The 26,360-nt window shown below is 62.6% G+C and carries 28 protein-coding genes and 1 other RNA gene; 16 read left to right on the top strand and 13 right to left on the bottom strand.

What is annotated here, in order from left to right:
- The first annotated feature begins 40 nt into the window (after positions 1-40).
- From HNQ36_RS14810 to HNQ36_RS14780, 7 genes are all read left to right on the top strand, one after another.
- Positions 41-748, top strand: coding sequence for an outer membrane protein (locus HNQ36_RS14810; protein WP_184086333.1), 708 nt, complete (start codon positions 41-43; stop codon positions 746-748).
- Between the two features lie 463 nt (positions 749-1,211).
- Complete coding sequence (locus tag HNQ36_RS14805; RefSeq protein WP_246395391.1) at positions 1,212-2,030, top strand: DUF2092 domain-containing protein; 819 nt, start codon at positions 1,212-1,214, stop codon at positions 2,028-2,030.
- A gap of 59 nt (positions 2,031-2,089) precedes the next feature.
- On the top strand, positions 2,090-2,359 hold the full coding sequence (locus HNQ36_RS14800) for a hypothetical protein (protein ID WP_246395408.1): 270 nt from the start codon (positions 2,090-2,092) through the stop codon (positions 2,357-2,359).
- A gap of 43 nt (positions 2,360-2,402) precedes the next feature.
- Complete coding sequence (locus tag HNQ36_RS14795; protein WP_137325171.1) at positions 2,403-2,660, top strand: hypothetical protein; 258 nt, start codon at positions 2,403-2,405, stop codon at positions 2,658-2,660.
- A 73-nt stretch (positions 2,661-2,733) separates the two neighbouring features.
- Complete coding sequence (locus HNQ36_RS14790; RefSeq protein ID WP_184086329.1) at positions 2,734-3,222, top strand: DUF992 domain-containing protein; 489 nt, start codon at positions 2,734-2,736, stop codon at positions 3,220-3,222.
- A gap of 41 nt (positions 3,223-3,263) precedes the next feature.
- Positions 3,264-3,620, top strand: coding sequence for an HdeA/HdeB family chaperone (locus tag HNQ36_RS14785; protein WP_184086328.1), 357 nt, complete (start codon positions 3,264-3,266; stop codon positions 3,618-3,620).
- Positions 3,621-3,838: 218 nt separating this feature from the next.
- Complete coding sequence (locus HNQ36_RS14780; protein ID WP_184086327.1) at positions 3,839-4,480, top strand: alpha/beta hydrolase family protein; 642 nt, start codon at positions 3,839-3,841, stop codon at positions 4,478-4,480.
- Between the two features lie 82 nt (positions 4,481-4,562).
- On the opposite strand, the gene HNQ36_RS14775 is transcribed toward HNQ36_RS14780, so the two are convergent.
- Both HNQ36_RS14775 and HNQ36_RS14770 read right to left on the bottom strand, forming a co-directional pair.
- Positions 4,563-5,498, bottom strand: coding sequence for a hypothetical protein (locus HNQ36_RS14775; RefSeq protein WP_184086325.1), 936 nt, complete (start codon positions 5,496-5,498; stop codon positions 4,563-4,565).
- A gap of 212 nt (positions 5,499-5,710) precedes the next feature.
- Complete coding sequence (locus tag HNQ36_RS14770) at positions 5,711-6,547, bottom strand: class I SAM-dependent methyltransferase (RefSeq protein WP_184086323.1); 837 nt, start codon at positions 6,545-6,547, stop codon at positions 5,711-5,713.
- A gap of 130 nt (positions 6,548-6,677) precedes the next feature.
- On the opposite strand from HNQ36_RS14770, the gene HNQ36_RS14765 reads away from it, so the two are divergent.
- Positions 6,678-8,681, top strand: a complete 2,004-nt coding sequence (locus HNQ36_RS14765; protein WP_246395390.1) for a transcriptional regulator — start codon at positions 6,678-6,680, stop codon at positions 8,679-8,681.
- Positions 8,682-8,733: 52 nt separating this feature from the next.
- Here the strand turns inward: HNQ36_RS14765 and HNQ36_RS14760 are convergent, their stop codons facing one another.
- Positions 8,734-9,624, bottom strand: a complete 891-nt coding sequence (locus HNQ36_RS14760; protein WP_184086319.1) for a transcriptional regulator GcvA — start codon at positions 9,622-9,624, stop codon at positions 8,734-8,736.
- 112 nt (positions 9,625-9,736) lie between these two features.
- Here HNQ36_RS14760 and HNQ36_RS14755 point away from each other — a divergent pair, with 112 nt between their 5' ends.
- The 3 genes from HNQ36_RS14755 (at position 9,737) to HNQ36_RS14745 (ending at position 12,077) form a co-directional block, all read left to right on the top strand.
- Positions 9,737-9,949, top strand: coding sequence for a DUF1127 domain-containing protein (locus tag HNQ36_RS14755; protein ID WP_184086317.1), 213 nt, complete (start codon positions 9,737-9,739; stop codon positions 9,947-9,949).
- An 88-nt stretch (positions 9,950-10,037) separates the two neighbouring features.
- Positions 10,038-10,679 carry a GNAT family N-acetyltransferase gene (locus HNQ36_RS14750; protein WP_184086315.1) on the top strand — a complete coding sequence of 214 codons (642 nt, stop codon included), beginning with the start codon at positions 10,038-10,040 and terminating at the stop codon, positions 10,677-10,679.
- A 102-nt stretch (positions 10,680-10,781) separates the two neighbouring features.
- Positions 10,782-12,077 (top strand): acetyl-CoA C-acyltransferase, encoded by a 1,296-nt coding sequence (locus HNQ36_RS14745; RefSeq protein WP_184086313.1) that lies wholly within the window; start codon positions 10,782-10,784, stop codon positions 12,075-12,077.
- Positions 12,078-12,080: 3 nt separating this feature from the next.
- Here HNQ36_RS14745 and HNQ36_RS14740 read toward each other — a convergent pair whose 3' ends face one another.
- The 3 genes from HNQ36_RS14740 to HNQ36_RS14730 are packed head-to-tail and all read right to left on the bottom strand — an operon-like array spanning position 12,081 to position 14,595.
- Positions 12,081-12,530 (bottom strand): GNAT family N-acetyltransferase, encoded by a 450-nt coding sequence (locus HNQ36_RS14740; protein WP_184086312.1) that lies wholly within the window; start codon positions 12,528-12,530, stop codon positions 12,081-12,083.
- A gap of 28 nt (positions 12,531-12,558) precedes the next feature.
- Positions 12,559-13,587, bottom strand: a complete 1,029-nt coding sequence (locus HNQ36_RS14735) for a peptidoglycan -binding protein (protein ID WP_184086310.1) — start codon at positions 13,585-13,587, stop codon at positions 12,559-12,561.
- 15 nt (positions 13,588-13,602) lie between these two features.
- Complete coding sequence (locus HNQ36_RS14730) at positions 13,603-14,595, bottom strand: hypothetical protein (protein ID WP_046827777.1); 993 nt, start codon at positions 14,593-14,595, stop codon at positions 13,603-13,605.
- 166 nt (positions 14,596-14,761) lie between these two features.
- Here HNQ36_RS14730 and HNQ36_RS14725 point away from each other — a divergent pair, with 166 nt between their 5' ends.
- Complete coding sequence (locus HNQ36_RS14725) at positions 14,762-15,562, top strand: DUF1295 domain-containing protein (protein WP_184086308.1); 801 nt, start codon at positions 14,762-14,764, stop codon at positions 15,560-15,562.
- 25 nt (positions 15,563-15,587) lie between these two features.
- Positions 15,588-16,628, top strand: a complete 1,041-nt coding sequence (locus tag HNQ36_RS14720; protein WP_184086306.1) for an SAM-dependent methyltransferase — start codon at positions 15,588-15,590, stop codon at positions 16,626-16,628.
- Positions 16,629-16,635: 7 nt separating this feature from the next.
- On the opposite strand, the gene HNQ36_RS14715 is transcribed toward HNQ36_RS14720, so the two are convergent.
- From HNQ36_RS14715 to tkt, 7 genes are all read right to left on the bottom strand, one after another.
- Positions 16,636-17,424, bottom strand: a complete 789-nt coding sequence (locus HNQ36_RS14715; RefSeq protein ID WP_184086304.1) for an inositol monophosphatase family protein — start codon at positions 17,422-17,424, stop codon at positions 16,636-16,638.
- A gap of 202 nt (positions 17,425-17,626) precedes the next feature.
- On the bottom strand, positions 17,627-18,736 hold the full coding sequence (locus tag HNQ36_RS14710; RefSeq protein WP_184086303.1) for a tetratricopeptide repeat protein: 1,110 nt from the start codon (positions 18,734-18,736) through the stop codon (positions 17,627-17,629).
- Positions 18,737-18,743: 7 nt separating this feature from the next.
- A complete protein-coding gene (locus HNQ36_RS14705; protein WP_184086301.1) occupies positions 18,744-19,424 on the bottom strand; it encodes a thiamine phosphate synthase in 681 nt (226 codons plus the stop codon).
- A 192-nt stretch (positions 19,425-19,616) separates the two neighbouring features.
- Positions 19,617-20,684 carry a class II fructose-bisphosphate aldolase gene (fba, locus tag HNQ36_RS14700; protein WP_184086299.1) on the bottom strand — a complete coding sequence of 356 codons (1,068 nt, stop codon included), beginning with the start codon at positions 20,682-20,684 and terminating at the stop codon, positions 19,617-19,619.
- A gap of 57 nt (positions 20,685-20,741) precedes the next feature.
- Positions 20,742-21,935, bottom strand: a complete 1,194-nt coding sequence (locus HNQ36_RS14695) for a phosphoglycerate kinase (protein ID WP_184086297.1) — start codon at positions 21,933-21,935, stop codon at positions 20,742-20,744.
- Positions 21,936-22,062: 127 nt separating this feature from the next.
- Positions 22,063-23,070, bottom strand: a complete 1,008-nt coding sequence (gene gap, locus HNQ36_RS14690) for a type I glyceraldehyde-3-phosphate dehydrogenase (protein WP_184086295.1) — start codon at positions 23,068-23,070, stop codon at positions 22,063-22,065.
- A gap of 95 nt (positions 23,071-23,165) precedes the next feature.
- Entirely contained in the window at positions 23,166-25,157 is a 1,992-nt protein-coding gene (gene tkt / locus HNQ36_RS14685; RefSeq protein ID WP_184086292.1) for a transketolase, read from the bottom strand.
- Between the two features lie 268 nt (positions 25,158-25,425).
- Here tkt and HNQ36_RS14680 point away from each other — a divergent pair, with 268 nt between their 5' ends.
- From HNQ36_RS14680 to ssrS, 3 genes are all read left to right on the top strand, one after another.
- Positions 25,426-25,755 carry a DUF4164 domain-containing protein gene (locus HNQ36_RS14680; RefSeq protein WP_046827768.1) on the top strand — a complete coding sequence of 110 codons (330 nt, stop codon included), beginning with the start codon at positions 25,426-25,428 and terminating at the stop codon, positions 25,753-25,755.
- Complete coding sequence (locus tag HNQ36_RS14675) at positions 25,752-26,135, top strand: cell division protein ZapA (protein WP_019195440.1); 384 nt, start codon at positions 25,752-25,754, stop codon at positions 26,133-26,135. The genes HNQ36_RS14680 and HNQ36_RS14675 overlap by 4 nt, the downstream gene beginning before the upstream one ends.
- Positions 26,136-26,189: 54 nt before the next feature.
- Positions 26,190-26,350, top strand: a non-coding RNA gene (gene ssrS / locus HNQ36_RS14670) — 6S RNA.
- Positions 26,351-26,360 lie beyond the last annotated feature (10 nt).

Genomic DNA, 26,360 nt, shown 5'->3' with positions numbered 1-26,360 from the left:
CGCTGGTGCATTTTGAGATTGTAAGGTCGGAGAATCTAACATGAAGAAACTTATCATTGGGGCGGCATTTGCTGCCGTCAGTTCTGTCTGCGCCTTTGCCGCAGACCTTCCCACGCAGGCCTATAAGGGGGCACCCGCGGTGGCCCAAGTCTATAATTGGACCGGCCTTTATGTCGGTGTAAACGGCGGTTACGGCTGGGGTACGCAAGATCCGCTGACGCTCTTCTCTAACAGGTTCGACCGTAGCAGCTTCGATGTCAGTGGCGGGATGTTCGGCGGCACCGTGGGTGCCCAAATCCAGCAGGGATATGTGGTGCTCGGCCTTGAGGGCGACCTTGATTGGGCGAACATCAAGGGCAACGGCATCTCAAATCCGGCTATTGCTGGCATCGGGCAGGGTATTACGCTCAATATCGCGTCCAACATCAGCGCCGTTGGAACGGCAAGAGCACGCGTCGGCGTCGCTATGAATAACACGCTGTTCTATGTGACCGGCGGCGCGGCATTTGTGAAATCGAGCGTCAATGGCACCTCAATTGCTGGCGTGCCGTGCGGTACACTCGGTGTGTTCCCGAATTGCGCGGCCTCCGCCTGGCACCCTGGAATCGCTGCGGGCGTGGGCATGGAATATGGCTTCACACCTAACTGGTCCGTGAAGGGTGAATATCTTTACACCCAGGTGATCGGCACAGGAGCAAGCACTGACAAGCTCAACACCTTCCGTGGCGGCATCAATTATCGATTTTGAAATAGAAGATGAGCGTGGGGCGTTATTATGAATCCTAAGGCGTTGGCTCTTTGTGCAGCGTTGGCTGCACTTGCCGGTCCTGCTTCGCCCCGTGCAACACCGGCAGCCTAGCATGAGGTTTTGCAGCGGACAGTCCGGCCGGGGTTTTGCAGAATCTGGATAGTCCTTTTTCCTGTCATCGTGAGATGTCGTGCGAACTGCAGGTGACCCGCTCCGCTACGGAGAAAGAAGGTCACCACTAATGACCCATTGCTCCGGAGGATGGTGCGCCGTGACAGCGACACCTGTTCGACATCGAAATCACGTAGCAAAGCCGCACAGACTCGGCTGCGGTTGCGATGTTAGGCTGCGCCCGTCGGCGTAAGCGCTTTAACACGCTCCCTGCCTCAACGTTAGGTGAGGTCTCAATGCGCCGGCTTTGTGGGTTTAAACTGTTTGTTTTCAATAACCGAAGGAGAGAGCGATGAAGCGAATGAAAGAGGTCGCGAGGAGAGCGGCGAGTTATGCGCTGCGGCGGCCGGGGATTGTAGCAGGCGCGCTAATGGTCATGAGTCTGTCTTCGATATCTTCCGCCAGTGCCCAGGGCAACGACGCCGACAAGCTGCTCAAGGCAATGTCCGACTACGTGGCCAGTCAAAAGGCGATTTCGGTTACATTCGATTCCGATGTCGAGGTGATCACGTCCAACCTGCAGAAAATCCAGTTCACCAGCTCGGGCCAGGTCCAACTGAGCCGGCCGGATAAGCTGCGCGCCACGCGCACGGGCGGATATCGGGACATCGAGATCGTGTTCGATGGCAAGACGTTCAGCATCAACAACAAGGACAACAAGGAATACACGCAGGTCGACGCGCCGGGTACGGCCGATCAACTGATCGATGTGCTGCGTGAAAGGCATGGAGTAACGGCGCCGGGCGCCGATCTTCTGCTGTCAAATGTCTTCGACGTCATGATGGCGGATGTGATCGACGGCGCGGTGATCGGCAAGGGCGTCATCGACGGCGTCGAGTGCGATCATCTGGCGTTCCGCAATGTCGATACCGACTGGCAGATCTGGATCGAGTCGGGAGCCCGGCCGATCCCGCGCAAGTATGTGATCACCAGCAAGGCGGTCGCCGAAGCGCCGCAATACACCCTGCGCATCAAGGACTGGAAGAACGATGTGCCGGCCGACGCATTCGTGTTCAAGCCCGATCAGTCAGCCAAGAAGATCGCAATCAACGAACTTTCGGACATCGACGAAGTGCCGCAGGGCATCACGCAGGCAGGAGCAAGGAAATGACGCGCGCATCAACAACTCTCATTCGTCTCTCCGTTGCGACTATTCTCGGCGGTGCCGCCATGCTCTGGAGCGGACATTCGCCGCTGAATACGCAGGCGTCGCTCGTATCATCTGCCGATGCGAGGATCGGCCGCCCGCTGACGCCGATGAGTTACGCCGGGGTCGCGCGCCGCACGACACGCCGCGCTGTGGTGGGTGGTGCAGTGGCGGCGGGAGCCGTCGCGGCAGGAACTTATTATGCGGCGCCGGTCGTCGTCGCGCCCGCTGTCGTACCCAGATGCGCTCAGGTCGTGGATGCCTATGGACGGATCGCCACCGTTTGCCGGTGAGTCCGTCAGAAAATCAAACAGGACACAACTGGAGGAGGCAAAGATGAAGCTATCGATTGCGCTGTCGGCATTGCTGACAGCCGGTTTCGTGATGGCCAGCAGTGAGCAGGCCAGCGCCGTGGTCTACTGCCAATACGTTGCGTATCCGGTTGGGTGCGTCGTAAGGCCCGGCGTCGTGCTGCGGCCGCGGCCGGTCGCGCGAGCGGTCGTGACCCCCGGGGTCGGTGCCCCGGGAGTGGGCGTACGGCCAGGAACGCCGATGAATCGTGGCGGCCCTGTCAACCGCGTCGGCAGACGCTGAACGCTGCTTCGGAGTGCGGCGGCGCCGCACTCCGTCATGTCATCAGTCATTTTTCGAAGCGTTGGAGATATTCATGTCCCAGAGAACGCGCCTAGCCGCTTGCCTTCTGTTTGCTTCGACCGTTGTGGCCTTGAGCGCAATACCGGCCTCGGCGCAAAGCCATTCGATCCGTCAGGGCGTGCTGACCTGCCGGACATCCGCGAGCGTCGGACTGGTGGTCGGCTCGCGTCAGCGACTCCGTTGCCAGTTTAGATCGGCAAGCGGACGAATCCAGAATTACACCGGCACGATTGGCCGCCTCGGTCTGGATCTCGGCATCACGGCAGGTGGCGTGATGACCTGGGCCGTTTTGGCGTCCACGGCCAACATTCCCACGGGCGCGCTTGCAGGCGAATTTGTCGGCGCAAGCGGCGACATCTCTGTTGGTTTGGGCGTCGGGGCGAATGTGCTTGTCGGCGGCACACGCAAATCCGTTTCGCTGCAACCGCTGTCCGTGGAAGGGCAGGTCGGCGCCAACCTCGCACTCGGCGTTGCACGAATGAGACTCATGCCAGTCACCTGAGCATTCAGGGACCACTCGCGTTCAATTGGGGGACATATTTTATGATCAAGAAAGCACTCGTTCTATCCGCGGCAATCATCGCGCTGGCAACGCCTGTTTACGCGCAGGTCGAACTGAAAACCTATGCTGACAGCAACGGCTTCATCGACGTCCAGAAGCTGACCTGCGCCCAGCTGGCAAACACGTTTCAGGAAGACGCCGATCACCTGACCACCTGGTACAGCGGCTGGTACAACGGCCTCGCCAAGAAGCACATGATGAATGTCGGCCGGGCGAAGGCGCTCGAGCATGAGCTCATCGTTCATTGCAAGGCAAATCCGGGCAAGAAAATCATCGAGGCGATCGACGTGGTTTTCAAGGCGTACAGAACCGAGAACAACATCAAGCTGAAGCAGTAACTTTGCTCAGCAGGTCGGCGCGTCCGGACGCGCCGAAACCGGTGAAGGTCTAAGCGGTACAACTTCGTGGGCCGCCTATCATCCGCATATCGAGGTTGTCGGCACCATCATTCCGATGGGTTGGGTGCGCGTTGAGCGGAATGATCGGGACATGGTAGGCTCCTTGCCATGTGATCCGATCTGCAGCAGTTCCCATCTCCTTCCCCGAACGGTGTTTGATGACAACGAGATTTCTATTCGACGGACCCGAAGACGCCGGGACGACGATTCTTCTGGCGCATGGTGCTGGCGGGGCGATGGATTCCGTGTCGATGACAGCAAGTGCGAAAGCCCTCGCGGAAGTCGGCTTGCGCGTTGCCCGCTTCGAGTTTGACTACATGGCCGCGCGCCGGACATCGGCCTCGCGAAAGCCGCCGCCGCGTGCGGACAGGCTGAACCCGGAATACATCGCTGCGATTGATGCGCTGAACCTGAAAGGGCCGCTTATTATCGGCGGAAAATCGATGGGCGGGCGCGTCGCGAGCATGGTCGCCGACGAGTTGTATGCATCCCGGCGAATCGCGGGGCTTCTCTGTCTTGGCTATCCCTTCCATCCGCCGGAGAAGCCCAAGCAGTTGCGCACCGAGCATCTTGCAGAACTCGAAACACCAACGCTCATCGTGCAAGGGACACGAGATGTGTTTGGCTCGAGGGAAGAGGTTTCAGCGTACGTGCTGTCGAAGACGATCGAAATTCTCTGGCTGGAAGACGGCGATCACGATCTCAAGCCGCGGAAAAGCATATCCGGGTTCTCGGCGGCTGATCATTTGAAGACAGTTGGAGAGGCCGTCTCATCCTGGGCCGACAGGATCGTTCGCTAGGCGCGATCTGCGGAGATTTCGGCGCATGCTTCAACGGTGTCGACATGACACCGTTGACCGATCAGGGACGTATTACCCGCGATTATCGCAGCGGCATCGGCGGCCGTGGAACGCTCGTGTCGCCGGGCGGGGGCGGAAGCTGCGAGGGCGCAGATTGTTGTGGTGGTGCCGGCGGGATGTAGGCTTCGCGCTGAGGATAGCTTTGCGGGTAGGTCTGCCCTTGCGGATAGGCTTGGGTTGAAGCGGGCTGGACACTCCGGATAGCGGGAGCCGGCGCAGGTGTCGACGCCCGCTGTGGTCGCGGTGCTGCGGCTGGCTTCGCGGCTTGCGCGGCGGGCTTGCGGCGCGTTTCATGCTCTGCGGCTTTCGCGACATCGCGGCTCAGTTGCTGCTGGCCGGCCTGCAGTTGCTCGACCGTTTGCTTCAACGACGCGATTTCGCGCGCCATGGTTTCAATCGACTGCGCAAGCTCGGGCGTCGGCGCCGCCGGGGTTGGAGGAGTCTCCGCCGCCGGGGTTGAAGCGGCCGTTGCAGGCTCTGCGAGTGTCGGTGCCGCGGCGTCTTGCGCGGGTGGTGGTTCGGCAGCCGGCTCAGATGTCGCGATCTGAGGGGTTGTGTTTTGAGACTCGGCGGCGTCTGCGCTTTGCGTTGAAGCGGTCGTGCCTGCGAGAAGCTGCGGCACGAGGTGAGAAAGCCGCTGCTTTGCTTCGTCACCGTAGGAATGCCAGGCCGCAGCCGTGGCAATACCTGCGCAGACGATCAGTCCCACGACGCCGCGAGCAAGCTTCCCGCGTGGCGCCGGATTGAGGATGTCGCCGACGTTATCGTTCAACGGCGCGGCGCTGGGCAGTGGCTCGCTGGCAGGTTCCGGCGCCGCTGCAGGCGTGACGTTGACCTCAGACGGGGCATGGTCCTTGGACGGATCATGCACGATGCGCGGCGCCAACTCGCGGAGCTGTGCCACAATGGCGTCGTGCGGATCGGCGTGCGGGTCTGCGTGTTGCAATTCGAGTTGCATTGATGCTCCGTGATTGTGCGAGATGGGCCTAGCGGCGGGCATCCGGCCATCTGCCAGCAACAGGAGGCATCGCGCTTTGACCATAGCAAGGCGGTACGATGAAAAGTCTGAGGCAGGGGAACCCGAGGTGGGAGATCGTGCGGTGATGCTCACCGCACGATCTCCTTGAGGGCCTTATCGCTCTCGTCAATCAAACGGGATGCTGGCTCGCTTCAGCGCCGCGTGCAGACGATCTCAAGGTACTCGCTGGGAATAATGACGGCGTCGTCACCCGAGCGGTTGAAATGACTGAGCAGCGCCCTGATGTCGCTTTCGAGCGCCGATTGAGCGGCAGGTTCGAGCGCGGCGAACGCCTTGAGCACCGGTCCGTAATAACCTTTGAAGATCTCCAGCCAATGGTCCGGCGATCGGTAGCGAAACACGAAATGACGTTGTGCCACCTTGATGGATGAGGCGTTAGCCGAAAACATCTCGTCAATGCGTGCGCGTGTGCCCCAGAGCGCCGGTGACTTCACGCCCGCGGGCGGCGGCAGGTGTTTGCCGATGGTCTTGAAAAGCTGGCCGATGAAGCCCTCCGGTGTCCAGTTGGCAAGACCGATCTTGCCGCCGGATTTGCAGACGCGGATGAGCTCGCCCGCGGCGCGGTCGTGATCCGGCGTGAACATCACGCCAAAGGTCGAGACGACCGCGTCGAAACTCTTGTCCTGAAACGGCAACGCCTCGGCATCGGCCTCACGAAAGGTGATGTTAAGCCGTTCGGCGCGAGCGCGTTCCTGGCCGCGTTCGAGCAGGGCCGGCACATAATCGGTGGAGGTGACGTCACACCAGCGGCGCGCGGCCGCGAGCGTGATGTTGCCGTTTCCGGCGGCGACGTCGAGTACGCGCTGGCCAGCGCGCAGGTCGAGGGCCTCGCACAGTTCTTCGCCGACGATCTGAAGGGTTGTGCCGACGACGGCGTAGTCGCCGGACGACCAGGCGCCTTGCTGGCGGGCCTTGACCGCCGTAAAGTCAACGGGAACTTTGCTGATGGTATTGGTGGTATCGAGCATGGTTCTTCTCCGTTCGGATGTGTTGTCTCGCCTGCGCGAGTAGGGCTGGATCGGGCGCCATAAGCGCCATTGCCATCGATCCCAGCCGTAACGGTCACACATGGAGACGAGCGTGGTACGCGGCGTGGAAATGCCCGTGGAATCGGATCGGTCCGGTGGCCCGGCCTTGCATGTGCAATTGCTCGGACCGCTGGCGATTGAGCGGGGCGGCGCCCCGGTGGCGCTGCCGACCTCGCGCAAGGTGCGGGCGCTGTTGGCTTATCTCGCGCTCGCGCCACGAGCCGTGCCGCGCAGCCAGCTTTGCGAACTTCTCTGGGATGTTCCGAACGATCCGCGTGGAGAGCTGCGTTGGTGCCTCAGCAAGCTGAGGTCTGTGGTCGACACGCCTGACCGGCAACGGGTTGAAACCCAGGAAGACACCGTCGCGCTCGATCTGGCCGATTGCTTTGTCGATGCCATCGAGGTCGCGCGCGCAACCCAGCAGGGCATCCAGCAACTGTCACCCGAACGGCTGCGAGTGCTGGCTTCGCTGTACGTCGGGGAATTTCTCGAAGGCTTCGAGATCGATCGCAATCCGGATTTCAACGCCTGGCTCACCGCACAGCGCCGCCAGTTTCGCGGCCGCCACGCAGCCCTGCTGGAGCGCCTTGCCGGAGCAGAGACCGGCGACGACATCTTCGGCTATCTGGAAAAGTGGCTGGCGCTTGCGCCATTCGATCTGCGCGTCCACGAAATGCTGCTGGATGCATTCGCGCGTCGCGGCAGGCTGCGCGAGGGCGACGAGCACTTGCTGTCAACCGCACGGATGTTCGAGGCTGAAGGACTCGATCACGGGCCAGTGCGGGAGATGTGGCGGGCAGCGAAAGCGCGGGGCGACGGCCCAAAGGTTCGCGTGACCGATCTATCTCCGGTGCTCGCGTTGGCACCGGCCGATGACGGCGTGATCGCGTCACCTCGCCGTGCCTCCATCGCGGTCATGCCGTTTGTCGAGCGCAACGCCGCGTTGCCCGCGCAAGGTGGCGCGGCCGGGGGTCTCGCGCATGATCTGATCACGAGGCTCGCGAAACTGCGCAGTCTCTTCATCATCGCGCAGTGCACTGTGTTCGCGCTCAGCGAGCGGCACGTCGGCCCGGAAGAAGCGGGGCGGATGCTGAACGTGGACTATGTCGTCAGCGGCTCGCTGCAGCGCCAGGGCGCGCGAATGACTGTCGCGGTCGAACTCGCCGAGACGCGCTCCGCACGCGTGGTCTGGACCGAGGTTTTCGACCAGAGGACAAGTGATTCATTTCTCGTCCTCGATGAGATCGGCAACAGGATCGTTGCATCCATTGCCCACGAGATCGAAACGATCGAACGCAACCGCGCGATGTTGAAGCCGCCGAACTCGCTGGATGCGTGGGAAGCTTATCATCGCGGCCTGTGGCATGTTTACCGGTTCAACAAGGCCGACAACGAACGCGCCCGGGAATTCTTCGAGATGGCCGTGCAGCGCGATCCCACCTTCGCGCGGGCCTATGGCGGGCTGTCCTTCGCGCATTTCCAGAGCGCATTTCAGGGCTGGGCACCGCGCGAGCCGGAAGTTGACCGGGCGTTCGACACCGCCGGACAGAGCCTGATGGCCGACGATCGCGACCCCGGTGCGCATTGGGCCATGGGCCGCGCGCTCTGGCTGCGCGGACAGCAGGACCAGTCCCTGATCGAACTGGAGCAGGCGATCGATCTCAGTCCCAATTTCGCACTTGGCCACTACACGCTGGCTTTCGTCCACTCGCAGGGTGGCGATCCGCAGGCGGCCGTCAAATTTTCCGATCACTCGCGTCACCTCAGTCCGTTCGATCCCCTGCTGTTCGGCATGCTCGGCGCGCGTGCGATGGCGCTGGTGCGGCTCAAGCAGTTCGATGAAGCGGCCGACTGGGGCCTGAAGGCGGCCGCGCGGCCGAACGCGCATGCGCACATCCTTGCGATTGCCGCCTATTGCCTGGCGCTGGCGGGCCGGCTTGAGGAGGGGCGTGCGCAGATGGTCGCGATCCGCAAGCGGCTTCCGAGCTATTGCGTCGACGACTTTCTCACCGCGATGCAGTTCGCACCGGAAGGCGCCGCGCTGTTCCGCGAAGGCGCAAGACGCATCGGGTGAGGTGTCGGAAAGGACCACGCGGCAGCTGTTTCGCGAACAGCGCGCAGGCGCTTTATGGCCGCATCGCTGTGAGCAACCAATCCCGGAACGCGGTGACCTTCGGCAAAGTGGCCTTTTCGTGCGGCGTGACGAAATAGTATCCGGCATCCTCCGGCAATGTCACATCGAAGGGCGCGACCAGACGTCCTTTCGCGATATCGTCCTGAACGAAGGCGGTGTGGCCGATCGCAACGCCGATGCCGTCGACGGCGGCCTGAATCGTCATGAATGACAGATCGAATGTCAGTCCTGGATTCTTCGCAATGTGGGTGGGAAGTCCGGCGGCCGTCAGCCAGAACCGCCAGTCGTCATTGTAGCCGGTTGTGTGCAGCAGCGTGAAACGGGCAAGGTCTTCCGGCTTTTTCAGGGCATTGTTGCCCTCAAGCAGCGCGGGGCTGCACACCGGAAACATCTGGTCCGTCATCAGCCATTCCGCGCGCAGGCCCGGCCATTGGCCGCGTCCGTACCGGATTGCTGCGTCCACCGTGCCGCGGCGGAAGTCGACCAGCTCGGTCGAGGTGGTGATACGGACGTCGATGTCGGGATGTTTTTCCTGAAACGGCGCGAGCCGGGGCAGCAGCCATTTCACCGCGAACGATGTCAGCGTGCTGACTGTCAGCATCCGGTCATTGCCGTTGCGCAGCAGGCGGTCGGTGGCGGTGCGCAGATCCTGAAACGCGGCGCGAATGCCCGGCAAATAGTCGGTGGCCTCGGGCGTCAAAGCCAGCGAGCGGCTTTGCCGGATGAACAGCTTGATGCCGAGTTCTTCCTCCAGCCGCCGGATCTGGTGGCTGATGGCGGTCTGGGTGACGTTCAGCTCCTGCGCGGCAAGGGTGAAGCTGAGGTGCCGTGCAGCGGCCTCGAAAGCGCGCAAACCGTTCAGGGAGGGCAATCTGGCGGTCATGAGCTTCCCTAATATATGAGATTATCTCATATTACGAGGGACAACGTGTCGTTTGTCAATGGGGGTTCGCGGGCAGATATTCCCATCATCAAGTTTGTTTTAGGAGGCTACCATGTCTGCTTGCACAACCGACCTGATGACAAATCATCATCATGACTTCATCCATCACCCGATCACGTCGATCTCCGACGTGCTGCACACCTGGCAGCAGCGCTCAAAGCGGCGGGCTGAGCTGGCCCATCTCAGCGACCGCGACTTCCACGATGTCGGCGCGAGCTGGAGCGACTTCGCCTACGAGGCCAGCAAGCCGTTCTGGCGTGCGTAAGCCGCCTTCGCGAGTCTGATCCGTCCCCGTCGTCCTCCCCGGATCAGGCTCGCTTTTTCCTCTCGCACAACAGTCGATGGAGTGCGCCATGCTGGCCGAATCCGATCACCGCTTTGTTCTCAGCAATCTCGGCCGCTACACCGATGTGGTGCGGCTGAAGGGCGGCAGGTCGTTGACGGTCCGTTTCCTTGAGCCAAATGACGCCGACGCGCTGCTGTCCTACTTCCGGTCGTTGTCGCGGCAGTCGCGCTACAATCGCCTGATGGGGGCCGCCAGTGAGTTGCCGCCGTCGGAGCTCGACAAGGCGCTTCATATCGGCGAGGGCAGCCGTTTCGCGGTGATCGCCGAAATGAAAATCGACGGCGTCGACACGATCGTCGGCGAGTCCCGCTACAGCTATGACGCGCAAACGCAGAACACCGAATTCGGACTGTCCATCGGCGACGCATGGCAGGGTCAGGGTATCGGCACGGCCATGCTGTCCAATCTCGAATGCCGCTCGGCGGCGCTGGGCGCGCTGCGGCTGTTCGGCGAGACCTTCCGCAACAACGAACAGATGATCGCTCTCGCCCGCAAGGCCGGCTATACCTTCGCGGTGGCGCCGAGCGATTGGCGGCTGACACGTTTCGAGAAGCCGCTGTATCGCGCCGCGGAAATTCCCTGCGAAAGCTGGAAGCAGGCCGCAATGGCGGGCTGGATGCCGAACGAAGCGCTGCTGGCTGCAAGCTGACAGCTTCATGACAGCCCGGCGCGCCGTCGGCTTGTATGCTCTCTGCCTGATCGCATAGTGTCCCGGAAGCGCCAACCAAGGCGTACGATCCGGGAGCATTCGATGGCGCAATCTGCAAAAACCGATGCAAGAAACGATATCTGGCTCGCGGCGGGTGTTCGCACGCCGTTTGCGAAAGTCGACGGCCCGCTGTCGGGTGTCGATGCCATCGCGCTGTCGGTTCCGGTGGTCAAGCACATGATCGAGCGTCTGGACGGGGGCAAGCCGGACTTCTCGGTCTGGGGCAACGTTGTGCCCAACCTGACCTGGAGCAACATTGCGCGCGAAATCCTGATGGATGCCGGCGTTGATGCGACGGTGCCGGCTTATTCCACCGTCATGGCGTGTTCGACCAGCATGATGGGCGTATTCGAAGCCGCCGGCATGATCGACGGCGAGGTGCGAAACCTTGCGTTGGTCGGCGGCGTCGACAGCCTCAGCCAGGTTCAGCTTGGGCTCGGCATGTCGCTGTCGAACTGGGTGCGCCAGTTCCAGACCGCGCGATCGCTGGGACAGAAGCTCACCCACGCCATCGATCTGAAGCTCAGCGATGTACGTCTCTATATCCCGGCGGTCAGCAACCGCACCACCGGCATGAGCATGGGCGAGCATACCGAGATCACCGCCAAGGTCTGGAATATCTCGCGCGAGGCGCAGGACCAGATCGCGCTGGAAAGCCATCAGCGCGCGGTGGCCGCGTGGAATCGCGGATTTTTTGACGACCTCGTGATTCCGTTCGACGGTGTGAAGCGCGACACCATTCCCCGCAAGGATACCTCGCTGGAGAAGCTGGCGCGGCTGTCGCCGTCATTCGATCGCACCAGCGGCAAGGGCACGCTGACGGCGGGTAATTCATCGCCGCTCACCGACGGCGCATCGAGCATCTGGGTGGCCTCAAAAAAGGGACTGGAGAAGCTTCCCGCCAATACGCCGCGGGTAAAGCTGATCGGCTGGGAAATCGCGTCGGTGGATTTTCGCACCGAAGGCCTGCTGATGGCGCCGCCTTATGCGATCCCGCGTCTGCTCGCGCGCCATTCGCTGACCTATGCGGACATTCACCTTTGGGAAATTCACGAAGCCTTCGCGGCGCAGGTGCTTGCGCATATCAAGGCGCTGGAGAGTCCGGAGTTCATCCGCGACAAGGCCGGCGTCAATGCCGAGTTCGGAAAGTTTCCGCGCGAGCGCATGAATCCGAACGGCGGCTCGACCGCGCTCGGTCATCCGTTCGGCGCCACCGGCGCGCGTATCCTCAGTCAGGCCGTGAAGGCGCTGGCGGCAATGCCGAAAGGCCAGCGCGCCATCGTCAGTATCTGCGCCGACGGCGGGCAGGGCACTGTGGCGCTGCTGGAAGCGGCTTGACGCTTACGGCTTCCACGCCATGCCGTAGACCTTTCGTCCGGACACCGGATTGACGTCGTCGTGGGTGTGGACGAAGCCGTTGCGCTCATAAAAGCGGATCGCGCGGGCGTTATCGGTGTTGACCAGCAGTGTGATGCCGCCCGGCGACATCGCCTTGGCCTTGGCGATCAGCACGTTGCCGAGATCCGATCCCCATGCCTCCGGCGCGATCACAAGCTGGTCGAGATAGCCCGATCCATCGATGGTGACGAAACCGGTGATCTTGCCGTTCTGTTCGGCAACGACGATTTGCGCTACCGGCACCAGTTCATCCCGCCAGCGCGCGCGCCAACCTTCCAGCCGCTGCGCGAAGTCGATCGACGGATAGGCCTGCTGCCAGGTGCGAAACCACAGGTCGATGGCTGCGTTCTCGTCGTCGGCAGTGTAGGGCCGGAGCGTGAAGGGGACGCTCATGATCGCATGCAGGTCTGCGACGTGCGGATCATCGTTCGGTGAGCTTCAATTCGATGCGGCGGTTGCGCTTGTAAGCCTCTTCGGTCTTCTCGGGATCGAGCGGCTGGAATTCCGCAAACCCTGCTGCAACGAGCCGCTGCGCCGGTACGCCGAGCGAGACGAGATACTGCACCACGGAGATCGCGCGGGCCGATGACAACTCCCAGTTCGATTTGAACTGCGGGCTGTTGATCGGCCTCACGTCGGTGTGGCCGTCGACGCGCAGCACCCAGGCGATCTCTTTCGGAATCTGGTTGTCGAGATCGATCAGCGCGGTTGCGAGCTTGTCGAGTTCGGCGCGGCCTTCCGGCAGCAACAGCGCCTGTCCGGTGTCGAAGAACACTTCGGACTGGAACACAAAACGGTCGCCGACAATGCGGACATCCGGCCGGTTGCCGAGAATGGCGCGCAGCCGTCCGAAGAATTCGGAACGATAGCGCGACAATTCCTGAACCCGCTGCGCCAGCGCCACGTTCAGCCGCTGGCCGAGATCGGCGATCCGGGTCTGGGATTCCTTGTCGCGCTTCTCCGAAGCGTCGAGTGCTTCCTCGAGGGCCGCCAGTTGCCGGCGCAGCGCGCTGATCTGCTGGTTCAGCACTTCGATCTGCGCCAGCGCGCGCGCGGACACCTGTTTTTCCGAATCCAGCGCCTTGCCGAGTTCGGTGGCACGGCCCGCAGCACTGGCACCGGCGCCCGCGAGGCCGTCATACAGGCCTTTGACGCGATCGCGTTCGGCCTCGGCGGAGGCAAGTCCGGCGCGCATCTGCGAGAGTTGCTCGTCGAGGTTCAGCTTGCCGAGCTTTTCGAGCGACAGCAGATCGTTGAGCTGCGCGATCTGCGCATTCAGCCGCTCGAGCGCCTTGTCCTTGCCGGTGACTTCCTGCGACAGGAAGAACTGCACCACAAGAAACACCGACAGCAGGAATACGATGGCGAGAACCAGCGTCGACAGCGCATCGACGAAGCCCGGCCAGTAGTTGAAGCCGCTGTCGTTGCGGCGTGAACGCGAGAGCGCCATATCCAATATCTCCGGTCAGTTGGTCTCGGGCTGACGCGCGAGGCGCTCCAGAAGCTGCTTGATCTCTTTGTTCTGCTCGCCCTGGCCGTCGGCCCATTCGCGGATCAATTGCTGTTCGGTGCGCATGTGATGCACCAGACCCTGGATCGCTTCGGCGAGATTGGCCATCGCGGTGGTCGCGGTTCGGTTCGATCCCATTTCCTCGACGGCCAGCCGTAGCCGGTCGAGCGCGGGATTTAGGTCGCCGGTGCTGCTGCTGCCGTCGCCGGCATATTCCCGCACGGTTTCCGCCAGCCAGTCTTCGAGGTCGGTGTAAAAACGGTTTTGCGCCTGGCTCGATTGCAGATCGAGAAAGCCGAGCACCAGCGAACCAGCGAGGCCGAACAGCGAGGACGAGAACGAAATGCCCATGCCGCCGAGCGGCGCGGCGAGACCTTCCTTCAGCGTGTCGAACACCGAGCCGGCATCGCCGCCGACTTTCAGGCCTTCGATCACCTTGCCGACCGAGCCGACGGTTTCAATGAGGCCCCAGAATGTGCCGAGCAGGCCGAGAAACACCAGCAGTCCCGTCATGTAGCGCGACAGGTCGCGCGCTTCGTCGAGCCGGGTAGCTATCGAATCCAGCAGATGCCGCATGGTCTGTTGCGAAATGCTCATGCGGCCCGAGCGATGGCTCAGCATCGCGGCCATCGGCGCCAGCAGTGTCGGCCGCCGGTCCACCGCAAGACCGGGATCGGAGATGCGGAAGCTGTTGACCCACGAAATTTCAGGATAGAGCCGGATCACCTGCCGGAAGGCGAGGATGATGCCGATGGCCAGAACGCCGACAATCAATGCGTTGAGTCCGGGATTGGCGAGGAACGCCACCCAGATCTGCTTGTAGAGGACCACAAGCAGCAGGCTGCACAGAATGAGGAACACCATCATCCTGACCAGGAAGATGCGCGGTGTTGACAGTTTCGTGACGCTGATGTCGGCCGCAGTTTGGGATGGGGAAGTCTTTGCCATGGCGGATATTCAATCCTTGTCCGTGGAACGTGTCGGGCATCAATATGGCACAGCGGGGGCGGGAAAAAAGACTCCATCGCCGATTTGACCCCAGCTACGGAACCTCGCCTGAAACCCTGGCTTCTTTGAAGCGTATTTCTTCCACGAAGTTGAGGCGAGGATTGTCATGGTCTGGTTCTTCCTGAGCGCGTTGGCGGCCATGGCGGTCGCGCTCGCTATCCTGATGACGGGCGCATGGCTGGTGCAGCAGCGCACCGGTAATTCGGGGTGGGTCGATACCGTCTGGACGTTTTCGCTTGGCCTCGTCGGAGCCGTCGGCGCGCTCTGGCCGATGGCCGGCGAGCCCATCGCGCCGCGTCAATGGCTGATCGCGGCCCTCGTTGTCATCTGGTCGCTGCGGCTCGGCACGCATATCGCCGTTCGCACGGCGGGCATCACAGACGATCCGCGTTACGCGGCTTTTGCGAAGGAGTGGGGTGCCGATTCGCCGCGCCGGATGTTTGTGTTTCTGCAGAACCAGGCTTTCGGCTCGATCCCGCTGGTGTTCTCGATCTTCGTCGCCGCGCATGTTCCGGTCGCAGGACTGCGCGCGCAGGACTATCTCGGCGCGCTGATTCTGTTGACGGGCATCGCGGGCGAGGCGCTGGCCGATGCGCAACTCAAGGCGTTCCGAACAGATCCGGCGAACAAGGGCAAGGTCTGTGATGTTGGATTGTGGGCGTGGTCGCGGCACCCGAACTACTTTTTCGAGTGGTTCGGCTGGCTGGCCTATCCGGTGATCGCGATCTCGGCGGGCTATGGCTATGGCTGGGGCTGGTTCGCGCTGCTCGGTCCCGTCTTCATGTACTGGATTCTGGTGCATGTGACCGGCATTCCGCCGCTGGAAGAGCAGATGCTGCGTTCGCGCGGCGACGCTTACCGGGCGTATCAGTCGCGCACCAGAAAGTTCTTTCCGCTGCCGCAGTAGTTTAATTCGAAGATTGAGCCGATCCATGAGTCTGATCTCACGCATCATCGGTACCGCCGAACGCACGCCGCTTCCCGATGTCATGATCCGCGCCGGCATCAATGCGCTGTGCTCGCGCACGGCGGCCAAGCTCGCGATGGGCAATGCGGAGACCGACGCTGCCTTCGCGCGCGACATGGCCGCGCGCGACATGGCCGCACGCGCCATTGCCGAACACACCGCCGATGCCAATGCGCAGCACTATGAGGTGCCTGCGGCGTTTTTTGCGAAGGTGCTCGGGCCGAACCGGAAATATTCGTCGTGCTTCTACAGCGATGCGGGATCGACGCTTCAGGAAGCCGAGGAGGAGGCGCTGCGGCAGACCGTTGTGCATGCCGATCTCGCCGACGAGCAATCCATTCTTGAGCTGGGGTGCGGCTGGGGCTCGCTGTCGCTGTGGATGGCGCGGCAGTTTCCCGGCGCGAGCATCGTTGCAGTGTCGAACTCCAACTCCCAGCGCGAATACATCGAGAGCGAAGCGGCAATGCGCGGCCTGACCAATCTCAAGGTCGTCACCTGCGACATGAACGAGTTCGACCCGGAGCAGGCGTTCGACCGCGTCGTGTCGGTCGAGATGTTCGAGCACATGATGAACTGGCGCGAACTGATGACGCGGGTGCGGTCATGGCTGAAGCCGGACGGGCAGTTCTTCATGCATATCTTCACGCACCGATCCGGCGCTTACCTGTTCGACCGCGCCGACAGGGAAGACTGGATCGCGCAACACTTCTTCACCGGCGGGGTGATGCCGAGCCATCATCTGATCCGGCAATACTCTGATCTGTTCGTGGTGGAGAAGGAATGGCAGTGGAGCGGCGTGCATTATCAGCGCACCGCGCTCGACTGGCTTGAGAATTTCGATCGCAACCGCGACGCCATCGAAGCGGTGTTTCGCGAGGTTTACGGCCGGGACACCAGGCTATGGATGAGGCGCTGGCGCTGGTTCTTTCTCGCCACCGCAGGGCTGTTCGGCTACGCCGACGGCACCGAGTGGGGCGTCAGTCACTACCGGATGAAGCGCGCCTAGCGCAGCATCAAAGTGGCTTTAGAATCTTCACCAGTTCGCGCTGGATCGTCTCGTTGCCGCAAACGACATGGCCGGTGGCCATCGCCGTGTCGCCGCCCTCGATGCCGCTGATGACACCGCCGGCCTCGCGCACCATGATCAGCCCGGCTGCGATGTCCCACGGCTGGAGATTGCGTTCCCAGTAACCGTCGAGGCGGCCGGCCGCGACATACGCGAGATCGAGCGAGGCCGCACCGAAGCGGCGCAGGCCCGCGACGCGCTGCTGCATCTCCGCCATTTCGCGGCGGGACAGTTCATGGTCGCCGCGCCCGATATGCGGCAGGCCGCACGCGATCACGCATTCGTTGAGCTGCTGGCGCGCGGCGACGCGCAGGCGCTGATCGTTGAGGAACGCGCCCTTGCCGCGCTCGGTCATGTAGAGTTCATCGGTGGCGGGATTGTAGATCACGCCGGCGATGATCGTGCCTTCGCGCTGCAGAGCGATCGAAATCGCGAATTGCGGAATGCCGTGCAGGAAGTTCGTTGTGCCGTCGAGCGGATCGACAATCCATGTGTTGGATTTGTCGGTGCCTTCGCGCGTGCCGCCTTCCTCGCCGAGAAATCCGTAACCCGGCCGCGCTTTGGTCAGATCGTCATAGAGCATCTGCTCTGCGCGCTTGTCGGCGAGCGAGACGAAATTCGCCGGCCCCTTCATTGAAACCTGAAGGTTCTCGATCTCGCCAAGATCGCGACTGAGGCTGCGGCCCGCGCGACGCGCGGCCTTGACCATGACGTTGATGAGAGCTGAATGGATCATGCGTCCGGCTTGATAAGGATCCGAATGAGGCCGGATCGGGATGAAGGATTGGGGCTTTGATGCCGGATGCTTGGCGTCAAAGCGCAGGCGCGTCAAGGGCGTTCAGGGCATTTTGGAGAGAAGCGGACGGCGGTTTGCGTGAAGAAAAAGCGTCAAATGTGAGCTTCGGTTCGAATTAAGCCGGACTGAGGAAAATCCCGGCTCATTTCGTGCCAAACCACTTTTTGGCGAGGTCTTCAGCCTTGGCTTTCTCTAGCGCAGAGAGCTGGGCGAACTGCGCATCGAGGTCGGGATCGCCGTTGCCGGCGGTTTTCGCGATCAGATGCCATTTGAAGCCCTGAACCTTGTCCATCGGAACGCCGAGGCCGTCGACGAGAATACGCGCCAGGCGGTTTTGCGCGATCGGGCTGTTCTGGCGGGCCGCCCTGTTCAACAGCGCAATCGCGGTGGGCACATCCTTGGGCGTGCCGGTGCCGTTATAAAGCGCGATGGCGTATTCCACTTCGGCGTCGAGATTGTCGACCATCGCGGCGGCGCGCATCAGCTTCGCGGCCTCGACAAGATTCTTCTCCACACCGCGGCCCTCTTTGTAGAGCGTCGCGAGCGCATATTGTGCTTCGGGGTTGCCGGCATTAGCGGCCTGACGGAACAGTTCGGCGGCGCGCTTGACGTCCTGCGGGAAGGTCTGGCCTTCCAGATAAAGCAGGCCGAGATTGTAGGCGGCGGCGGCTTTCCCAAGTTTGGCGGACGAGGCCAGCAGCCGGGCGCCCTCTTCGCGATTGGTTGGACCGCCGCGTCCGGCGATCCGCATCATGCCGAGCGCGAACATCGCTTCGCGGTCGCCGCGGTCGGCAGCCTGCTTGTACCACTCTGCGGCCTTGGCATCGTCGCGCTTGATGCCGAGCGCGTTGGAATGGAGTTCGCCCAGCAGCGTCATCGATTTAGGATCGCCCATCTCCTGCGCACGCTTCAGCGCGATGTTGAAGGCGGTGCGGTACAGTCCTTGCTGATAGGCGCCGTAGGCGAGATCGGCATTCGGATTGTCGGGAACGGCGGGCGCAGGCGGGGTCGCCGCCTTCGCGGGCTCGCTCTTCTTTGGCTGTTTCGGCGTACTCGCTTTCGGTGCGGCGGCTTTTGGCGGAGCGGATTTGGCGGCCGGAGGTTTTTCGGCGGGCTTGATCGGTTCCGGAAAAGGATTCGGCGTGCCCTGCGCGACAGCGCTTGCCGAAAACGCGACAACACCGGCAACGACCGATGCAAGAAATCTTGCATGAGCGGCTGCGAACGGCGTGGCCCGGCGAAGCGCGGTCATCGTGGTCTTATCCTCCCGTCAGCGTGGCTTGCGCGAGAGACGTCAAAAAGCCGCGCGCGATGGCCTGGCTGGCTTCGATCAGGGCGGCGTGAGCGCCGCGCGAATCCTGCCAGATGGAATCACCGACCAGAACGAAGTCTGCGCCGGCTGCCGCGAACATCTGCGCCTCGTCCAGTGTCGTAGCGTAGCCCACGCAAGGCGGTTCGAACAGTTCGGCCCACCAATCCAGCCGTTCGCAGATTGCGTCTGCCGAAGGCCGTTCGCCATTCGCATCCGGCTCGCCGAACAGCACATAATCAGCACCGGCCTCACCAGCCACCATCGCATCGTGCCGCGTGATCAAGCCGCCGACGCCGAGAATGCGATCGGGCTTCAGCGTCGGCATTGCTTCCTGCATGGCCTCGATACCGGTGAGGTTGGCGCCGTCCGCGCCGCCGCGTGCGACCAGTTCGAAATGTCCGTCGAGCAGCACGGCAGCGCCGGCCTTCTGGATCACAGGTGCCAGCGCCTTGACGCGCTGGATCATGCCGCGCTCATCGGCTGGCGTGAGTCGTAGCAAGACCGCGGCGACGTCAGCGGCAGCCAGCAGCGCGGGCAGATCGGACGCAAGATGCGCGGGATCGGTCACCGGCGGTGTCGCCAGATAGAGCCGTGGCGCGGGGCGCGGCGGGGGAGGTTTTGTGGCCATGATGGCGTATCTGCCCGTTGACTGCGGCCAAAAAAGGGGCGGGACTGTGTCCCGCCGATTTGAAATGACGTCAGTGGCGTCACCCTTCGAGGCCTTCGCTTTGCTACGGCGCCTCAGGGTGACGAATTCGAGTTCATCGTCATCCTGAGGTGCGAGCCGCTCTTGAGCGGCGAGCCTCGAAGGATGGCTTATTTACGCGATCTTCGCCTGAAGCTCGCCCTTGGCGTAGCGCTGCGCCATCTGGGCGGTGGTCAGCACCTTCTTGATCTTGCTGGCCTGGCCCGCGGTGTTGAACTCCTGCAAGCGCTGCTTGCAGAGCTTGGTCATCGCTTCCATCGCGGGCTTAAGATACTTGCGCGGATCGAATTCGCTCGGATGTTCGGTCAGGATCTTGCGGATCTGGCCGGTCATCGCCATCCGATTGTCGGTGTCGATGTTGATCTTGCGCACGCCGTGCTTGATGCCGCGCTGGATCTCGGAGACGGGCACGCCCCAGGTCGGCTTCATCTGGCCGCCGAACTTGTTGATGATCTCCTGCAGATCCTGCGGCACCGACGACGAGCCGTGCATCACAAGGTGCGTGTTCGGCAGCTTGCGGTGAATTTCCTCGATCACGTTCATGGCGAGGATGTCGCCGTCCGGCTTGCGGGTGAACTTGTAGGCGCCGTGCGAGGTGCCCATCGCAATCGCCAGCGCGTCGACCTGGGTTTCCTTGACGAACTTCACGGCCTCGTCGGGATTGGTCAGCAACTGATCGTGCGACAGCTTGCCCTCAAAACCGTGACCATCTTCCTTCTCGCCTTCGCCGCTTTCCAGCGAGCCGAGCACGCCGAGTTCGCCTTCCACCGAGATGCCGCCGAGATGCGCCATGTCGGTGACGGTCTTGGTGACGCCGACATTGTAATCCCAGTCGCCCGGGGTCTTGCCGTCCGCCTTCAGCGAGCCGTCCATCATCACCGAGGTGAAGCCGGCCTGGATCGCGGTCATGCAAGTGGCGGGTTCGTTGCCGTGATCGAGATGCACACAGACGGGAATGTGCGGATAGATTTCCGTCACCGCGTCCATCATGTGCTTGAGCATCACGTCGTTGGCGTAGGAGCGCGCGCCGCGCGATGCCTGAATGATAACCGGCGCATCGACGGAACTGGCGGCTTCCATGATGGCCAGCGCCTGTTCCATGTTGTTGATGTTGAATGCCGGCACGCCGTAGTCGTTCTCAGCAGCATGATCCAGCAATTGACGCAACGTGATGCGAGCCATGGGTGCTTGTTCTCCGTGGTCTTGAAGGCAGCGCCAAGGGCGCCAGATCCGTTGAAATTAGCGTACTCTAAGAACCTCGACGCCGGGCAAAGGTTTCCCTTCCATCCACTCAAGAAAGGCGCCGCCGGCGGTCGAAACGTAGGTGAAATCCTTGCCCACGCCAGCGTGGTTCAACGCCGCAACGGTGTCTCCGCCGCCTGCGACGGACACCAGTTTGCCGGCCTTGGTGCGTGCTGCCGCATATTTGGCCGCCTGAACCGTGCCGCGGTCGAACGGCGACATTTCGAACGCGCCGAGCGGGCCGTTCCATACCAGCGTCGCGGCGTCGTCGATGGCCGCATCGATCCGCTTGATGGACTGCGGGCCGACGTCGAGGATCATGCCGTCGGCGGGAATGGCGTCGAGGCCACAGGCCTGCGACGGCGCGTTGGCTTCGAATTTCTCGGCGACCACCGCATCGACCGGCAGGATAATCGCGCAGTTGGTGGAGTTGGCCTTGACGAGAATGCGCAGCGCGGTGGCGGCGAGGTCTTTTTCACAAAGCGACTTTCCGACATCGACGCCCTGCGCGTGCAGGAAGGTGTTGGCCATGCCGCCGCCGATCACCAGCGCATCGACCTTGCTGACGAGATTCTCCAGCAAATCGATCTTGCTCGAGACCTTCGAGCCGCCGACAATGGCGATCACCGGATGGACCGGCTGTTCCAGCGCTTTGCCCAGCGCGTCGAGTTCGGCTTCCATGGTGCGGCCGGCATAGCCGGGCAGCACGCGGCCGAGGCCTTCCGTCGAGGCGTGGGCGCGGTGCGCGCAGGAGAAGGCGTCGTTGACCCAAATGTCGCCGAGCTTCGCGAGTTGCGCGACGAAGGCGGGATCGTTCTTCTCCTCGCCGGGATGAAAGCGGGTATTCTCCAGACAAAGAATCTCGCCGTTCTTCAGCCCCGCGACGGCTCTCTCGGCGATCTCGCCGACGCAGTCGGGGGCGAACTCGACGTGACGCAGCAGCACGTAGCCGAGCGCGGTGGCCACGGGCTTCAGCGAGTCCTTCGGGTCCGGCCCTTTTGGCCGTCCGAAATGGGCGAGGATCACGACTTTGCCGCCGGCTTGCGACAGCTCGATGATGGTCTTGGCGATGCGCTGCAGACGCGTGGTGTCGGACACGCGTCCGTTGTCCATCGGCACGTTGAGGTCGACGCGCAGCAGCACGCGCTTTCCCTTCACGTCGACATCATCGAGGGTGCGAAATCCGGACATTGCGATCTTGCGTTCTTCCCATCGTCACCCTGAGGTGCGAGCGTCGTAGATGCGAGCCTCGAAGGGTGGAAGTTTGTTCGATGTCATCCTTCGAGGTGCGCCAGTGCGCACCTCAAGATGACGTTTTTCAGATCAGCTTGCTCATCGCAGCAGCCGTGTCGGCCATGCGGTTCGAGAAGCCCCACTCGTTGTCGTACCACGACAGCACGCGCACCAGCGTTCCGTTCTGCACCTTGGTCTGGTCGAAGGCGAAGGTGGACGAGTGGGCGTCGTGGTTGAAGTCGATCGAGACGTTCTGATCGCTGGTCGTGCCGAGGATGCCCTTCAGTTCCTGTTGAGCCGCGCGCTTGATCGCGTCGTTGATCTCTTCCTTGGACGTCGCGCGCTTGGCGACGATCTTGAGATCAATCACCGACACGTTCGGAGTAGGCACGCGGATCGCGACGCCGTCGAGCTTGCCCTGCAGTTCCGGCAGCACGAGGCCGATGGCCTTCGCCGCACCCGTGGAGGTCGGGATCATCGACAGCGCAGCCGCACGGCCGCGATAGAGATCGCTGTGCATGGTGTCGAGCGTCGGCTGGTCGCCGGTATAGGCATGGATCGTGGTCATGAAGCCGGTTTCGATGCCGACGGTGTCGTTCAGCACCTTGGCGACCGGCGCGAGGCAGTTCGTGGTGCAGGAACCGTTCGAAACGACCAAGTGATCCTTGGTGAGCTTGTCGTGGTTGACGCCGTAGACGATGGTCGCGTCCGCGCCGTCCGACGGGGCGGACACCAGCACGCGCTTGGCGCCTGCGGTCAGATGCGCCGATGCCTTGGCCTTGGCGCTGAAAATGCCGGTGCATTCCATCGCGATGTCGATGCCGAGGTCCTTCCACGGCAGGGTCGCCGGATCACGCACTGCGGTGACCTTGATCTTGCCGTTGCCGAGATTGATGGAATCGCCGTCGACCGTCACGGTGCCCGGGAACCGGCCATGCACGGAATCATAGCGCAGCAGATGGGCGTTGGTTTCGACCGGGCCGAGGTCGTTGATGGCGACGACCTCGATGTCCGTGCGCTTGGATTCATAAATGGCCCGCAGGATGTTGCGGCCGATACGGCCAAATCCATTGATTGCGACACGAACTGCCATTCAACTTCTCCTCGATAGGTCGGAAATGACGATTTTCGAGGCGGTTTTTGCCCCGAATGACGCCACGATGCAATCACCTGAATCCTGAATGTTTATCAGGCCTTCAGAGCAGCCTGCGCGGCCTCCGCCACGGCTTCCGCGGTGATCCCGAAATGCCGGTACAGATCCTTGTAGGGGGCGCTGGCGCCGAACCCGTCCATGCCCACGAAAATACCGTCGGAGCCGATGACTGCGTCCCAGCCCTGACGAATCGCGGCTTCAACGGCGATTTTCACCGGCGCCTTGCCGATGATGGCGGCTTTTTGGGCCTTCGGCAGTTCCAGCAGCAGATCCATGCAGGGCACGGAGACCACCCGCGTCGGAATGCCGCGCGCGGCGAGCAGTTTCTGCGCCTCGACCGCAAGCGAGACCTCTGAGCCGGACGCGAAGATCGAGACTTTCGCCTCGCCGTCGGCCTTGGAGATCTCATAGGCGCCGGCGGCGCACTTGTTGTCGGCGTCGTTCGCAAGGCGCAGCTGCGGCAGGTTCTGGCGGGTCAGTGCCAGCACGCTGGGCCGATCCTTGGCTTCGAGCGCGAGCTGCCAGCATTCCAGCGTCTCGACCGTGTCGCAGGGCCGGAACACGTTGCAGTTCGGGATCGCGCGCAGCGCCGCCAGATGCTCGACCGGCTGATGGGTCGGGCCGTCCTCGCCGAGGCCGATCGAATCGTGGGTGAGAACGTGGATCGCGCGCTCGCCCATCAAGGCCGCAAGCCGCAGCGCCGGGCGCAGATAGTCGGAGAACACGAGGAACGTGCCCGAATACGGAATCAGGCCGCCGTGCAGGGTCATGCCGTTCATCGCGGCCGCCATGCCGTGCTCACGGATGCCGTAGTTGACGTAACGGCCGCCGTAATTGTTGGCGGAGATGGCGACCATGCCCTTGACGCGGGTGTTGTTGGAGCCGGTGAGATCGGCCGAACCGCCGATCATCTCGGGCACCGCCGCGCAGAGCACTTCGAGCGCTTGCTCGGACGCGGTGCGGGTGGCGATGTCCTTCGGACTCGCAGCAAGCGAGGCCTTCATCGCAGCGACTGCATCCGCGAGCGCCTTGGCGGGAAGCTCGCCCTTCATGCGGCGCTCGAATTCGGCGCGTGCGCCTGCGTCCTTGGTGCCGATGGTCTTGGTCCAGGCTTCATGTGCAGCTTTGCCACGAGATCCTGCTGCGCGCCAGGCGTCGAGAATGTCCTGCGGAACCTCGAACGGTGCTGAATCCCACTTCAGGTTCTTGCGGGCGCCGGCGATTTCGTCCGCGCCGAGCGGCGAGCCGTGGGACTTTTCCGAACCCGCCTTGTTCGGCGCGCCGAAGCCGATCGTGGTCTTGCACGCGATCAGGGTCGGGCGGTCGGATTTTTGCGCGCGCGTCAGCGCGGCCGCGATGGCTTTTTGATCGTGGCCGTCGATACGCTCGGCAGCCCAGCCAGCAGACTCGAAGCGCTTCACCTGATCGACCGAATCCGACAGCGAGATCGCGCCGTCGATGGAAATGCCGTTGTCGTCGAACAGTACGATCAGCTTGTTGAGCTTGAGGTGTCCGGCGAACGCGATGGCTTCCTGGCTGATGCCTTCCATCAGGTCGCCGTCGGAGGCGAGCACATAGGTGTGATGATCGACGATGTCGCCGCCGAACTCGGCGGCCATGCGGCGCTCGGCCAGCGCCATGCCGACGGCGGTGGCGATGCCCTGGCCGAGCGGACCGGTGGTGGTCTCGATGCCCGGCGTGATGAAGTTTTCCGGATGGCCCGGCGTCAGCGAGCCGAGCTGACGGAAATTCTTGATCTGCTCGATGGTCATCGACGAATTGCCGGTCAGATACAGCAGCGCATAGAGCAGCATCGAACCGTGGCCGGCGGACAGCACGAAACGGTCGCGGTCCGGCCAGGCCGGGTCGCTGGCATCGAATTTAAGGAACTGGGTGAACAGCACGGTGGCTACGTCGGCCGCGCCCATGGGCAGGCCGGGATGGCCCGATTTCGCCTTTTCCACGGCGTCCATGGCCAGTGCGCGAATCGCATTGGCCATACGGGAGGGGTCGACACGCACAGTCATGGGATGTCCGCCTGACATTCGATGTGGGAAGTGGCCGTATGTCTCAAAAATGCCACGGCCGGGGAAGCTTTCGCAGGGTGGATAGCATCGTGAAACCCTTGAGTCCAAGGGCATTACGGCCTTTTCGCCGTGAGTTTTCGCTTTGTGTGCATAGCTTGCGGCCAGCGTTGCGCGCGGCTCGTCCGGGTCGTAAATTTACCCGCCTAAATGCTTGCCGGTTCGCTGCTTTTCAAGCCGGGCCAGAGTCGAAAAAGGCCGCCGTTCCGTGATGACCGACCGCAGTGCCAACGGTTTCGCCAATCCAGAGCCCGCACCTGCCGGTGCGAGCGACATCGAACTCGCCACGCGGCGGCTGGCGGCGGCGCTCGATGCGCTTGAAAGTGCCGTGGAGCGGCGCCGGGAATCCGATCGCATCGACGATGATCTGGGCGCGCGGATCCAGTCGCTCGGCGCCGATCGTTCGCGTCTCGCCAATGAACTCGACGGAACGCTGGTGCGCTCGCGGGCGCTGGAGCGGACCAATCGCGAGATCGCGGAACGCCTCGATGTCGCCATCGACACCATCCGCTCGGTGATCGATTCCGGAGAATCTCCATGAGCCACATCAACGTCACCATCAACGGTCGACAGTATCGCATGGCCTGCGAGGCCGGGCAGGAAAGCCGGCTGCTGCGGCTGGCGGAAAGCCTGGAGGCCCGCATCGCCAGCCTGCGCGGCAAGTTCGGCGAGATCGGCGATGGACGCCTGACCGTGATGGCTGCGTTGACAGTTGCCGACGAACTCGTCGATGCCGGGCAGCGTATCCGCGCTCTCGAGGAAGAACTGAACGCCCTGCGCGACGTTCGTGTCGTCGCAGCGGACCGGGCCCGGGCAACACAATCTGCCGTCGCCAACGCGCTGAATTCAGCGTCCGACCGGATCGAGAAAATGACCCAGGCGCTGAATCGCCCGGCCCGCAACGGCATCGCGATCGGCTGACGATTGACGGCGGCCCCGCTGGCGCTCCGGCGTGATCGTGACTACATTGGTCAGGCGAGGCTGCGTCGCGCGTCAGAAGCCATAATATCCCCGGGGCCTTATCGATCCTTCAGGGAACTGTCCCTGGCCGGATCCGTGGATCCGGTCACATGGTGCCCACCTACTTTCGTAGGTGCTCCGGGATCGAGTGCTTCAACGGCCATCGTGGCTTCGCACTTTCTTTTC

The sequence above is a fragment of the Afipia massiliensis genome (genome assembly GCF_014203115.1).
Classification (GTDB): domain Bacteria; phylum Pseudomonadota; class Alphaproteobacteria; order Rhizobiales; family Xanthobacteraceae; genus Afipia; species Afipia massiliensis.
This window is presented reverse-complemented; position numbering and strand designations above follow the sequence as displayed.